This window comes from Kluyvera sp. CHPC 1.2972, assembly GCF_036759925.1.
GTDB lineage: Bacteria > Pseudomonadota > Gammaproteobacteria > Enterobacterales > Enterobacteriaceae > Kluyvera.
Genome location: NZ_JAPKIB010000005.1, coordinates 38,942 through 52,135, shown reverse-complemented (window position 1 = coordinate 52,135; position 13,194 = coordinate 38,942). Strand labels below are relative to the sequence as shown.

The following is a 13,194-nucleotide window of genomic DNA, read 5'->3' as shown; positions in this document are numbered from 1 at the left end:
TTCTCATTACACCGTAGGGATCGTCCCACCATCAATGACGTATTCGCTGCCGGTAATCGAACCGGCTCGCTCAGAGGCCAGGAAGGCGATCAGGTTCGCCACCTCATCCGGCGTTGACGGCCGACCGAGCGCAATGCCGCCCAGTGAATCCATAATGATCTTTTTACTGCCTTCGTAGTCAATCCCCTTCTCAACGGCAAGCCGCTCGGCAAAACGAACCGCAGCCTCGGTTTCAATCCATCCCGGCGACACCGTTACAACACGCACGCCTTTTGGCGACACCTCTTTGGACAGGCTTTTGCTGTAGGTGGATAGCGCCGCTTTCGCCGCCGCGTAGGCCGTGGTGGACTCCGGCAACGGCAGCGTGCGTTGAATAGACGAGACGTGAACCACTACGCCTTTCCCATTAGCGACCATTGCAGGCAGCAGCAGTCGATCCAGACGGACGGCGGGATAGAGGTTCAACGCCAGCTCCTGCTGCCAGATATCGTCGCTGAGCACGGCGTAGCCTCCAGCCGGCGATGACGACCCACCTAGCATATGGACGACAATATCAACGCCGCCAAGCTGCGTCTGTACCGCATCGGCCAGCGTCGCGCAGCCTTCTGCTGTAGTGAGGTCAGCGGCGACAAACAGCGCTTCGCTGTGGGCCTCCGGCTGATGTCTGGCACTGATCATCACCCGTGCCCCCTGCGCTAAAAACAGCGCCGCCGTCGCCGCCCCAGCGCCTTTGGTCCCTGACGTGACCAGCACTCGTTTCCCCTCAAGCCCCAGGAAGCTCGGCATAGCCAATCTCCAGTTCAACAATACGGTTCATCATGAGACGAAAATCGTAGTCCAGCACCACCGGGCTCCCCGGAAAGTTACCGCTGACGTTGGCGCGATTCGTTACGATATCGCCGCGTGAAATCATGTCGAACGGCTCGGAGACAAAATCATATTGTTCTCTTGAGGCAACCCGCCATACGCGGATCGCCGTGCGGCCGGTGTAAGTATTCCCCTCGTCTTTGACCACCGCATATTCGGCAAAGGCGCTCATCGCCGTATCGAGACTCTCTTCATTAAAGAAATGCTGTATTGCCATTGGCATGTTCATGCTGCCGATCCTCTTAAATAAACGTTACGGGTTTACTTTAAGGAGCCGCTATAATTTAAACAATCAGGACAAATATTGATGAAGTAATGAAGGAAACGGGATAATGTCGCGCGTTACGCTCACCGATTTAGAAGCCGTTATGGCCATTGCGCGTCGGGGTACTTTCCGCGCGGCGGCGGTCGATTTAGGCGTCTCCACCACGGCGTTAAGCCACACCATTGCCAAATTTGAGTCCGGGCTTGGCGTCTGACTGTTTAACCGCACCACCCGTAGCGTCAGCCTTACCGATGCAGGCCGCCTGTTTATTGATAACGTCGGCCCGTCGCTACAGGGAGTTTATGACGCCCTAGAGGTCGTCCGCGCCCGTCGCGAAACGCCATCGGGCCTGCTGCGGATTAACACGCCGCCCTTTGCGGCACGCACGATCCTCTCTTCGCTGGTGCTGAAATTTCTGCAGCGCTATCCCGAAATGCAGGTGGATATTGTCACCGATGGCCGCCTGATTGATATCGTGGCGGAGGGCTTTGATATGGGCGTCCGCGTGGCGAAGCTTATCCCCAATGACATGATTGCCATTTCATTAGGCCAGCCGCAGCGTCACGCAATTGTCGCCTCGCCGCATTATCTGGCGCAGCACGGCAGCCCAGAAACGCCCCTCGACCTTCTTCAACACGCCTGTATCCGGGTCAGGCTGCCAGACGGCACGATTTATCGCTGGTTCCTGGAGAACGCCGGAGAGGTGGTTCAGGTGGATGTTCGCGGGCAGCTCACGCTTGATGAAGCCTCTTTAGCGAGGATTGCCGTGCTGGAAGGTTCAGGTATTGGCTGTTTTCTGGAGCAGGATGTGATGGAAGATATTGCAGCAGGCCGCTTGATTCGCCTGCTCAGCGACTGGACGCCACATTTCCCCGGATTGTGTATCTACTACCCCGGACGTCGCAACCCTTCCGCAGGGCTTGCCGCGTTTCTGGCGATGGCGAGAGAGTCAGGCAGCCAGCAGGGTTGATATCACACAGCGGAAAACCCGCTGCGTGATAATGTGATTACCCTTCGTGCAGCCCGCACTCGCGCTTAAGCCCGAAGAAGCGCGTCTCTTCTTCCGCCATACCCGGTTCCCATTTGCGGGTAGTGTGGGTATCGCCCACCGACAGATAGCCCTGGTCCCACAGCGGATGGTACTTCAGACCGTGTTTTTGCAGGTACTGGTAAACCGTACGGTTGTCCCAATCGATGATCGGCAGCACTTTAAAGACTCCGCGCTGAATGGCCAGCACCGGCAACGTCGCGCGACTGCCTGACTGCTCGCGACGCAGGCCAGCAAACCAGGTTTGTGCGTTAAGGTCGCTGAGCGCCCGATTCATCGGCTCCACCTTGTTGATGTCATTGTATTTCTCAATGCCCTCAACGCCCTGCTCCCACAGCTTGCCGTAGCGTGCTTCCTGCCAGGCCGCGCTCTCTTTCGCGCGATAGACCTGAAGGTTGAGTTTGAGTTTGTCCGTTAACTCGTCGATAAACTGATAGGTTTCCGGGAACAGGTAGCCGGTATCGGTGAGGATCACCGGGATATCCGGGCGAATCAGATTCACCAGATGCAGGCTTACCGCCGCCTGAATGCCAAAGCTTGAGGAGAGGACATATTCGCCGGGCAGGTTTTCCAGCGCCCATGCCACGCGCTCCTCGGCACTCAGTTTTTCCAGTTGGGCGTTGGTTTCGGCCAGTGCTAATACGCGATCGACTTTCGGCAGTTCGTTCAGCACGCTTAAAGACAGTACGGACATAGCAACCTCGTTTGTGTGTTTTCCCCTCACCCTAACCCTCTCCCCATGGGGGAGAGGGCCGGGGTGAGGGGGAAACGGTATTATTCCCAGAAATCACGTGCTGGATCGAGCACCGGGCGAATGATGCCCGCACGCACCGTAAAGTCGCCGAAGCCTTCACCCGCTTCACGCTCTTTCGCCCAGCGCCCAACCAGTTCGTCTACGGAAGCGAGAATCTCGGTTTCCGTAATGTTTTCGCGATACATACGCGGAATGCGCGTCCCCATGCGGTTACCGCCCAGATGCACGTTGTAGCGGCCCGGCGCTTTACCCACCAGCCCCAGCTCGGCGAGCATGGCACGGCCACAGCCGTTCGGGCAACCGGTCACGCGCATTACGATGTGCTCTTCAGGAATGCCGTGTTTTTCCAGAATATCTTCCACTTTGTCAGTGAACGATGGCAGGAAACGCTCGGCTTCCGCCATCGCCAGCGGGCAGGTCGGGAACGACACGCAGGCCATGGAGTTTTCACGCTGCGGCTTCACCGCGTTCATCAGACCATGATCGCGCGCCAGTTTCTCGATCTTCGCCTTCTGGCTTTCCGGTACGCCAGCGATGATCAGGTTCTGGTTCGCAGTGATGCGGAAATCGCCTTTATGGATCTTCGCGATCTCCAGCAGTCCGGTTTTCAGCGGACGGCCCGGATAGTCGAGAATACGACCGTTTTCGATAAACAGCGTCAGGTGCCAGTTATCGTCGATCCCTTTTACCCAACCAATGCGATCGCCACGACCGGTGAACTCATAAGGGCGGATCGGTTCAAATTTGATCCCCGCACGGCGCTCAACCTCTTCCTTAAAGGTGTCGACGCCGACGCGCTCAAGGGTGTATTTGGTTTTGGCATTTTTACGGTCGGTACGGTTACCCCAGTCACGCTGGGTCGTCACCACCGCTTCCGCTACCGCCAGCGTATGCTCAAGCGGCAGGAAGCCGAACTCGCTAGCCGTACGGGCGTAGGTTTTCTTGTTGCCGTGCTCGATGGACAAACCACCGCCGACCAGCAGGTTGAAGCCCACCAGCTTGCCATTTTCGGCAATCGCCACGAAGTTCATGTCGTTAGCGTGCAGATCGATATCGTTCTGCGGCGGGATCACCACGGTCGTTTTAAACTTACGCGGCAGATAGGTGGAACCGAGGATCGGCTCTTCGTCCGTCGTTGCCACTTTCTCCTGATCGAGCCAGATCTCAGCATAAGCGCGGGTGCGCGGCAGCAGATGCTCAGAAATTTTCTTCGCCCACTCGTAGGCCTCGGCGTGCAGCTCAGACTCATACGGGTTGGAGGTGCACAGCACGTTGCGGTTCATGTCGTTGGCGGTCGCCAGCGCATCAAGCCCGACGGAGTGCAGCATCTGGTGAACCGGCTTCACGTTCTTCTTCAGAATGCCGTGGAACTGGAAGGTCTGACGGTTGGTCAGACGGATGCTGCCGTAAATGGTGTTATCAGCGGCGAATTTATCGATGGCCTTCCACTGCGTGGTGGTGATCACCCCGCCCGGCAGACGGCAGCGCAGCAGCATCGCATGGCGCGGCTCCAGCTTCTGCTCGGCGCGTTCGGCGCGAATGTCACGGTCATCCTGCTGGTACATACCGTGGAAACGGATCAACAGGAAGTTATCGCCGTGGAAACCGCCGGTCAGACCGTCGTTCAGGTCTTCGGCGATGGTGCCGCGCAGGAAATTACTTTCACGCTTCATGCGCTCGGCGTCAGTCAGTTTGCCTTCGACCACTAAAGGCCCTGGGTATTTTTCGCTCATTAGTAGACATCTCGCTGATAACGGCGCTCAACGCGCAGCTCACTTAAAAATTCATCCGCCGATTCGATGTCCATTGCACCGAATTCAGCAATCACTTCCAGCAATGCCTGCTCAACGTCTTTCGCCATGCGATTCGCGTCGCCGCAGACATAAATGTGGGCACCGTCATTGATCCAGCGCCACAGTTCCGCGCCCTGTTCGCGCAGTTTGTCTTGTACGTAGATTTTTTCTTTTTGGTCACGCGACCAGGCCATATCGATACGGCTTAGCACGCCTTCTTTCACGTAACGCTGCCACTCCACCTGATAGAGGAAATCCTCGGTAAAGTGCGGGTTACCAAAGAACAGCCAGTTCTTCCCTTCGGCGCCGTCGGCCGCACGCTGCTGCATAAAGGCGCGGAACGGCGCGATACCGGTGCCCGGGCCAATCATAATGACCGGCGTCTGCGGGTTAGCAGGCAGACGGAAGTTGTCGTTATGTTCGATGAATACGCGCACTTCGCCCTCTTCTTCCACGCGGTCGGCGAGGAAGCTGGAGGCGCCACCGGCGCGTGCCCGGCCTTCAATCTCGTAGCGTACAACGCCAAGGGTCACGTGAACTTCGCTCTCGACTTCCGCCTGCGACGAGGCAATGGAATAGAGGCGCGGCGTTAACGGACGCAGCAGGCCAATCAGCGCATCGGCATCCAACTGAGCAGGAGAGAAACGCACCATGTCGACAATCGGCGTGGTCGCGGCATACTGCTGCAACTGCGCTTTATCGCCCACCAGCGGCAGTAGAGATTCACTGCGGGTCAGCGTGGCGTAGTTTTCCACGATATTGGCGGTGTTGACCGTCAGCTCGAAGTGCCACTGCAGCGCATCGGCCAGCGGCATCGTTTTGCCCTCAACCGTGACCGACTCGTCACCCTTGAGCCACAGCAGTTCAACCAGCTCTTTGACCAGCTCTGGGTCGTTCTGGTACCAGACGCCCAGCGCATCGCCCGGCTGGTAGCGCAGACCGGAGTCGCCGAGATCGATTTCGATATGGCGAACGTCTTTTTCTGAATCACGGCCGGTGATTTTCTGGTTCACCGACAGCGACGCCGTGAGCGGGGCTTCTTTGGTGTATGGGCTGGAGTGGATGTCGTTAACCGCTCCGCTCGCTACCGCCTGAGCGGAAGGTGCCGCTGGCGCACGTGCCTTCAACACCTCAACCAGACGCGCACGCCATTCGGCGGCGGCCGCCTGATATTCCACGTCGGCATCCACGCGGTCGAGCAGGCGCTCACCGCCAAGCTCGGCCAGCTTGCTATCGAAATCTTTACCGGCCTGGCAGAAGAATTCATAGGACGTGTCACCCAGCCCCAGCACCGCAAAGGCGGTATCGGTGAGCTTCGGCGCTTTCTTCGAGAATAAGAATTTATGCAGCGCTACGGCTTCTTCCGGCGCTTCCCCTTCACCCTGTGTAGACGCTACAACAACCAACAGCTTTTCTGACGCGATTTGTTTGAATTTATAATCCCCGGCGTTCACCAGGTTCACGTTCAGTTTGGCAGCCAGCAGGTCGTCACGCAGCGCTTCCGCCACGCGGCGGGCGTTACCCGTTTGCGACGCAGAGATAAGCGTAATGTTCGGGACTTCAGCGGCGACCGGTGCGGCAGCGACTGCACCCGCACCAGGCTGCTGATTAAGCACGCCCCAAAAATAGCCGGAAACCCAGGCAAGCTGGGTTGGTGATAAATCGGTTGTGGCCGCCTGAAGGCGTGCCATCTGCTCCGGGTTTAGCGGGAGCAACGCTGAAGGGGGGGACTGTGTTGTCATGCGTCGTTATATTCCAGTAGCAAAGCTGTTTCTAATCAGGAAAAACAGAACTGAATGTAAGGTTAACGACGTCGATAATAACAATTAAAGAAGTGATAGAAATATCAAATAACCAAATGGACTAACCTGTTTTCCTGGTAGTTATTAGCGATAAAACAGGTTGAATAACATATTGATATAATTAGAAAATAATCATCATCAAGATTAATACTTGTACTCGTTGTCTATTTGGCCGTTTTAGTTAATGCAGAAAAATGTGCATTCGGGTACTATGCGGCGTTTTTTTCCGCAAGACTGAGAGTTCATGATGTCCACCACACTGTTTAAAGATTTCACCTTCGAAGCCGCCCACCATCTGCCGCACGTGCCGGAAGGCCATAAATGCGGTCGTCTGCACGGCCACTCGTTTATGGTGCGTCTTGAGATCACCGGTGAGGTCGATCCTCATACCGGTTGGATCATGGATTTTGCCGAATTGAAAGCGGCATTCAAACCCACCTACGATCGTCTGGATCACTACTACCTGAACGATATTCCGGGCCTCGAAAACCCAACCAGCGAAGTGCTGTCCCGCTGGATCTGGGAACAGGTAAAGCCGGTCGTTCCGCTGCTTAGCGCAGTCATGGTTAAAGAAACCTGCACGGCGGGCTGCGTTTATCGCGGCGAGTAAGTCAGCCTGCAAGCGGGGAGTCGCTTCACGCCTCCCCCGTTTTCCCTTCAGTAGCGTCCTATCACATTCATTTCCCTAATCTTTCAGAATGCGGCATCTGCCCAGGAAAAATGACGAAGTTCTGTCACACTCATTGGGTTGGTTAATACATTGTGAGGAATAAGGGATGAAGAAAACGCTTCTCGCCGCAGCGATGCCGGCACTGTTATTGTTCTCAGGACTGAGTCAGGCGCAAACCCCACCCGAAGGCTATCAGCTTCAGCAGGTGCTGATGATGAGCCGTCACAACCTGCGTGCGCCGCTGGCGACCAACGGCAGCGTACTGGAACAGTCAACACCGAACGCCTGGCCTGAGTGGGATGTCCCCGGCGGGCAACTGACCACCAAAGGCGGTGTGCTCGAAGTCTATATGGGCCACTATATGCGTGAGTGGCTGGCGCAGCAGGGCATGGTCACCAGTGGTGAATGTCCGGCGCCAGACACGGTATACGCCTATGCTAACAGCCTGCAGCGTACCGTCGCCACCGCGCAGTTCTTTATTAACGGCGCCTTCCCCGGCTGCGACGTGGTGGTCCACCATCAGGAAAAGATGGGCACCATGGACCCCACCTTCAACCCGGTGATCACCGATGACTCTGCCCAATTCCGCGAGCAAGCGGTGCAGGCAATGGAGAAAGCGCGCCAGGCCAAACAGCTCGACGAGAGCTACAAGCTGCTGTCACAGATTGCCCGCTATCAGGATTCTCCATCCTGCAAAGAAAAACAGCAGTGCTCACTGACCGAAGCGAAAGACAGCTTTAGCGCCAATTACCAGAAAGAGCCTGGCGTTAAGGGGCCGCTGGCGATAGGTAACTCGCTGGTTGATGCGTTCACGCTGCAATATTACGAAGGTTTCCCGCTGGACCAGGTGGCCTGGGGTGAAATTAAAACCGACCAGCAGTGGCGCCTGCTTTCACAGCTGAAAAACGGCTATCAGGACAGCCTGTTCACTTCGCCGGAGGTGGCGCGCAACGTGGCGAAACCACTGGTGAAATATATCGATAATGCGCTGGTGACCGAGGCGGCAAAAACGCCAAAAATCACCGTGCTGGTAGGACACGACTCGAATATTGCCTCACTACTGACGGCGCTTGATTTCGACGCCTACACGCTGCCGGGACAGTACGAGCGCACGCCGATTGGCGGGAAAATTGTCTTCCAGCGCTGGCATGATACAAAAGCGAATCGGGAATTGATGAAGATTGAGTATGTTTATCAGAGCGCCGATCAGCTGCGTAACGCCGATACGCTGACGCTGAAGACACCGCCGCAGCGCGTCACGCTGTCGCTGAAAGGCTGCCCGGTGGATGCCAACGGTTTCTGCCCGATGGATACCTTCTCGAAAGTGATGAACGACGCGGCGAAATAACGCTTAACGTCGCCCGGCCGAGCAACGCGACGCAGGGAATTCCCCGGAGTCGGCGCGATGTGCCTCGTCCGGGCTACGAATCTTGTCAGGCAATATTCAGATATTTGTGCGTCTGCATCGACAGGCGCCAGTTGCGCGCAATGCAGGTTTCAATGCACAGGCGGGTGGCATCATCTTTCTGGCTGATTGGCTGCAGCGCAATAATGCGCGGTTTGTCATCGCTCAGCGTTTCCAGCAGCTCGTCCAACGCTTCAATATCACGCACGCGGCCTACCGGATGTTTGATTTCATCGGCACGCTCCAGTGCCTGCGACAGCACGTCATAGCCGCCGCGCATATTCACCTTCGGCGATACGGTCACCCAAGTACCCGGTGTGCAACGCACTTCATGGGTACCGCTGGTTTCAATCTGGCAGCTGTAGCCATTTTGCTCGAACAGCGCCGTAAGCGGCGTTAAATCATGGATGCAGGGTTCACCGCCGGTGATCACCACGTGGCGCGCGGTCCACCCCTGGCGGCCAATAATTGCCAGCAGGTCTTCGCTGCCCGCCGCGCCCCATTTGTCGCTCTCTTTGGTTTTCGCCAGAATACTGAACAGAGAAACTTCCCGATCGCTAAGCTTTTCCCAGGTATGTTTGGTATCACACCAGGCACAGCCTACCGGGCATCCCTGTAAACGAATAAAAATGGCGGGGACGCCAGTAAAATAACCTTCACCCTGCAGGGTCTGGAACATCTCGTTAATCGGGTACTGCATCATCAACTCTTCAGTAGTGGTAAACCGTTATTATTGCATACTTCGCGCCAACTATCCCTCGCACTTATTGCGCAACCACTTCCATACCTTTGGCCTGGATACCACGTCACTCTTTTCTGTGATGAATCAGCTTATTTTTATGAAATTAACAATTTCATTACATCAATCTTTTGCCGGGCTTCACCGTTTAACATGTTGCTATGTCAATCAAATTGGTATGACACATTTGTATAGGTAATATCCTTCGCTGGCTACATATCATACCAATTATAAATTTTGACAAGGAAAATGGATGAACGCGTTTGCTGAAGCCTTGCCGGTGATCTGGGTCGCCCTGGGCGTGGTACTGCTACTTATTCTCAATATGAAATTTAAGATCAATGGCATGCTGGCTCTGTTGCTGGCGGCTATTTTTGTAGGGATCTGCGAAGGGTTGCCGCTGGAAGCGATCGGCAAGTCGATCGAGGCCGGTGTGGGAAGCACTCTGGGGCATCTGGCACTCATCATTCTGTTCGGGGCGATCCTCGGTAAATTGATGGTGGATTCCGGTGCCGCCCAGCGCGTCTCTTCGACGCTGCTCAATAGTTTTGGGCCGAAGAAAGTGCAGTGGGCCATTATGGTTATCGGGCTGATCTTCGGCCTGGCCATGTTCTACGAAGTTGCCTTCCTGATCCTTGCGCCGCTGGTTATCAGCATTGCACGTGAGGCAAAAATCCCGTTCCTGAAACTTGGCATCACCATGGTAGCAGCAGCAACCACCGCGCATAGTCTATTCCCACCGCAGCCGGGCCCAACGGCGCTGGTCGCTGCCTTCCACGCCGATATGGGGATGGTCTATATCTACGGGATTATCGTTGCGATTCCAACGGTGATTTGCTCCGGTATTCTGCTGCCAAAACTGCTGGGCAACCTTGAGCGCCCTATCCCGCAGCTGCTGGAATCACAAAAAGTTTTCCGCGATGACGAAATGCCGTCGTTCGCCACCAGCCTGCTGGTACCACTGATCCCGGCGATTATCATCACCGGCGTTACCGTGATTAAGCTGTTTATTCCGGCCAATGCGGGTATCACCTCTTTCCTGAACTTTATCGGTAGCGCACAGGTCAGCATGCTGATAGCCGTTCTGGTTGCGCTCTACGCCTTTGGTACCGCGCGTGGCAAATCAATGACCGAGGTGATGAGCTCCTACTCAACGGCTATCGAAAAAGTGGCGTTAGTGGTCTTTATCATCGGCGCAGGCGGTGCGTTCAAGCAAATCATCATGGATACCGGCGTGGGTGATTACATCGCTGATATGATGCGAACCTCTTCCGTTTCGCCGTTGATTATGGCGTGGTTTATTACCGTGCTGCTGCGTCTGGCTACCGGTGCGGGCACCGTCTCTGCCATTACCGCTGCAGGTATTGTGGGGCCAATGATTACCACTTTTAATGTTGATCCAGCGCTAATGGTGTTGGCGACCGCTTCAGGGAGCAACACGCTGACCCACGTCAATGATGCCGCCTTCTGGTTATTCAAAGAGTATTTTGGGCTGTCGATTAAAGATACCTTCAAAACCTGGGGGCTTTTAGAATTAACTAACTCCGTTGTCGGTCTGTTAATTGTATTATTACTCGATTTGATTATCTAAGCCTTATTAAAAATATCTTTTATAAATAATCCGTAGTGCAGCCCACTACGGATTATTTTTCTTTCTTTTATCAGCCCATTTTTGATGTAACAAGAAATGTTTATTTTTACAGTTTAGACATAATCATTAGTTTAATATATTCATTAAAAACAACATGATACGCGACACCATAAAATTTATTGAATCTTTTTAAATATCAAATTGTCCAATTTAATCCGCGCTAGCCTGTAACCTTAAAATAAGCTTAAGCCCCTCCATTATTGCTCACTTCTTTATTTAACCGCCGTTTACTTTTCCGATCCTAGAATCCGCAAACCAACCATGACGAGACAGTATTCATGAATACACTATTAATCACAGGCGTTACCGGTTTTCTGGGCGGCGCGGCACTGGAAGCAATCCTCAATAGCCATAGCGGCGTTAATTTACTGCTTTTAGTTCGTGCGGATAACGGTGACGCCGCTGTCGCAAGGGTTAAGGAGAACTTACGTAAATTCAATATCGACGAAGTGAAGCTAGCGAAGATCACCCCGCGCAATATCCTGCTCGGTGACTTAGCCTCCCCGGAGAGTTTTCTCAATGATGCACGCCTGGACAGTGTAACTCACGTGCTGAACTGCGCCGCCGTCGCGTCATTCGGCAGCAACCCGCTGATCTGGAAAGTGAACGTAGAAGGCACACTGCAGTTTGCCCACCGTATGGCGAAGGTCGAGGGGTTACAGCGCTTCCTGCACGTCGGCACGGCCATGTCCTGCTCGCCTGAACCGGATTCTCTGGTGGCTGAAAGCGCAGAGTTCCGTGAACGCGCTGAACATCTGGTGGAGTACACGCACTCCAAATCCACCATCGAACAGCTGATGCAGCAGCAGCTACCCACGTTACCGCTGGTGATTGCCCGCCCTTCTATCGTCGTGGGCCACACCCATCACGGCTGCCAGCCTTCCAGCAGCATTTTCTGGGTCTTCAGCATGGGGTTGATGCTGCAAAAATTCATGTGCTCTATGGAAGACCGCATCGACGTGATCCCGGTAGATTACTGCGCCAGCGCGCTGCTTATGCTGCTGACGGCAACGGTCGCTCAGGGAGAAGTGGTGCATATTTCAGCCGGTGAAGAGAACAGCGTCCGCTTTGCCGATATCGACAACGCCATGGCTTCCGCGCTGGAGCAAGCGCCGGTGGGCGATAAGTACGCCCAGGTGAGCTACGAAACGCTGGTCAAAATGCGCCGCGAGCTGAAAACCATTTTCGGCCCGTGCAATGAACGTCTGATGCTGAAGGCAATGCGTCTGTACGGGGCTTTCGCCACGCTGAACGTGCGCTTTAGTAACGACAAACTGTTGAGTATGGGGATGCCAAAACCCCCTCGCTTTACTGACTATATTGACCGCTGCGTGCAGACCACTCGCGGGCTGACCATCCCGCAGCAGATGGCGGTCGATTTTAAGTAGCCCGAGGGCCGTAATGCCAGCTAGTTAAGCAACTGGCTGGCATTACTTTTTGCCGTAGCCATTTTTACGATTAGCTTTAACATCCTGGGCCAGACAGGAGTAGAATTCAGCGGCCAGAGCAGCTTCGGTTAACTGCTTGATTCGTGCTGTGACAATACCCCACTTACTCGTTAATGCCTGACCCGACTAAAATGCTTTAAGTTCTTTGTTTAAATCGGAGGACTGGGATATGTGTTATTCCTTTTTGTTTTTATATTACTGGATATGACACAGCATTTCTAACGTTCTTCTAATTTTTCTTTATCACTAACTTAAGCAAGAAACGATTATTTCCCCTTTCATTCCAACGTTCACTCGCATTGTATTTATACCGTCATTCATAATAGCCATCAATTGAAATAGTTAAACCATGCAGAAACACTATCCGGCATCCAAACAAAGTAATATAACACAAGACCAATAATTTAAACCCCTCGTAATTTAATATAAACCTTCCAAATCTCAAAATAATCTTTATGGAACCTACAGGTTAATTCCATAGCAAAAAAAACCAACCCGAATATTAAAAAAAATGCCCATAGTTCACTTGGGTCTCTTTTTGAAATTGATAATATAAAAAAAGACATAACAAAAAACAGAATGATATCAATCTTAATGATACTTGCATCCGTTAATAAATAGGCTTTTTGTATATTGATTTTTTTCTCATTGGCAAAATGAATGAGTCTCTGCGCTTTATATTCACTTAAACCCGCAAGTTTAATACTTTCAATTAAAGAAGCATCACTCCGATCATATATTTTGAAAAGCAT

The 13,194-nt window shown here is 53.7% G+C and carries 13 protein-coding genes and 1 pseudogene; 6 read left to right on the top strand and 8 right to left on the bottom strand.

What is annotated here, in order from left to right; all coding sequences use genetic code 11:
- Positions 1-6: 6 nt before the first annotated feature.
- Both V6944_RS10465 and V6944_RS10460 read right to left on the bottom strand, forming a co-directional pair.
- Positions 7-786, bottom strand: coding sequence for an SDR family oxidoreductase (locus V6944_RS10465; protein WP_333498898.1), 780 nt, complete (start codon positions 784-786; stop codon positions 7-9).
- Positions 764-1,096 carry a nuclear transport factor 2 family protein gene (locus tag V6944_RS10460; protein ID WP_333498897.1) on the bottom strand — a complete coding sequence of 111 codons (333 nt, stop codon included), beginning with the start codon at positions 1,094-1,096 and terminating at the stop codon, positions 764-766. Before V6944_RS10460 ends, V6944_RS10465 begins: the two co-directional genes overlap by 23 nt.
- Positions 1,097-1,199: 103 nt before the next feature.
- Between V6944_RS10460 and V6944_RS10455 the strand changes: the two genes are divergently transcribed.
- Entirely contained in the window at positions 1,200-1,346 is a 147-nt protein-coding gene (locus V6944_RS10455) for a helix-turn-helix domain-containing protein (protein ID WP_333498896.1), read from the top strand.
- Positions 1,347-2,102, top strand: coding sequence for a LysR substrate-binding domain-containing protein (locus tag V6944_RS10450; RefSeq protein WP_333499048.1), 756 nt, complete (start codon positions 1,347-1,349; stop codon positions 2,100-2,102).
- A gap of 37 nt (positions 2,103-2,139) precedes the next feature.
- Here the strand turns inward: V6944_RS10450 and cysH are convergent, their stop codons facing one another.
- From cysH to cysJ, 3 genes are all read right to left on the bottom strand, one after another.
- On the bottom strand, positions 2,140-2,874 hold the full coding sequence (gene cysH / locus V6944_RS10445) for a phosphoadenosine phosphosulfate reductase (RefSeq protein WP_333498895.1): 735 nt from the start codon (positions 2,872-2,874) through the stop codon (positions 2,140-2,142).
- 80 nt (positions 2,875-2,954) lie between these two features.
- Positions 2,955-4,667, bottom strand: a complete 1,713-nt coding sequence (gene cysI / locus V6944_RS10440; RefSeq protein WP_333496654.1) for an assimilatory sulfite reductase (NADPH) hemoprotein subunit — start codon at positions 4,665-4,667, stop codon at positions 2,955-2,957.
- Complete coding sequence (cysJ, locus tag V6944_RS10435) at positions 4,667-6,469, bottom strand: NADPH-dependent assimilatory sulfite reductase flavoprotein subunit (RefSeq protein ID WP_333498894.1); 1,803 nt, start codon at positions 6,467-6,469, stop codon at positions 4,667-4,669. Before cysJ ends, cysI begins: the two co-directional genes overlap by 1 nt.
- 304 nt (positions 6,470-6,773) lie before the next feature.
- On the opposite strand from cysJ, the gene queD reads away from it, so the two are divergent.
- Positions 6,774-7,139 carry a 6-carboxytetrahydropterin synthase QueD gene (gene queD / locus V6944_RS10430; protein WP_163446301.1) on the top strand — a complete coding sequence of 122 codons (366 nt, stop codon included), beginning with the start codon at positions 6,774-6,776 and terminating at the stop codon, positions 7,137-7,139.
- A 166-nt stretch (positions 7,140-7,305) separates the two neighbouring features.
- Positions 7,306-8,547 (top strand): bifunctional glucose-1-phosphatase/inositol phosphatase, encoded by a 1,242-nt coding sequence (gene agp / locus V6944_RS10425; RefSeq protein ID WP_220439938.1) that lies wholly within the window; start codon positions 7,306-7,308, stop codon positions 8,545-8,547.
- A gap of 85 nt (positions 8,548-8,632) precedes the next feature.
- Here the strand turns inward: agp and queE are convergent, their stop codons facing one another.
- Positions 8,633-9,304: a 7-carboxy-7-deazaguanine synthase QueE gene (gene queE, locus V6944_RS10420; protein WP_333499047.1), complete on the bottom strand. Its 672-nt coding sequence runs from the start codon at positions 9,302-9,304 to the stop codon at positions 8,633-8,635.
- Positions 9,305-9,596: 292 nt separating this feature from the next.
- Here queE and V6944_RS10415 point away from each other — a divergent pair, with 292 nt between their 5' ends.
- On the top strand, positions 9,597-10,934 hold the full coding sequence (locus V6944_RS10415; protein ID WP_185668002.1) for a gluconate:H+ symporter: 1,338 nt from the start codon (positions 9,597-9,599) through the stop codon (positions 10,932-10,934).
- 338 nt (positions 10,935-11,272) lie between these two features.
- Positions 11,273-12,382, top strand: a complete 1,110-nt coding sequence (locus V6944_RS10410) for an SDR family oxidoreductase (RefSeq protein WP_333498893.1) — start codon at positions 11,273-11,275, stop codon at positions 12,380-12,382.
- Between the two features lie 57 nt (positions 12,383-12,439).
- Here the strand turns inward: V6944_RS10410 and V6944_RS10405 are convergent.
- Both V6944_RS10405 and V6944_RS10400 read right to left on the bottom strand, forming a co-directional pair.
- A pseudogene (locus V6944_RS10405) lies at positions 12,440-12,613 on the bottom strand (IS256 family transposase); the annotation flags it as partial.
- A gap of 233 nt (positions 12,614-12,846) precedes the next feature.
- Complete coding sequence (locus V6944_RS10400; protein ID WP_333498892.1) at positions 12,847-13,194, bottom strand: hypothetical protein; 348 nt, start codon at positions 13,192-13,194, stop codon at positions 12,847-12,849.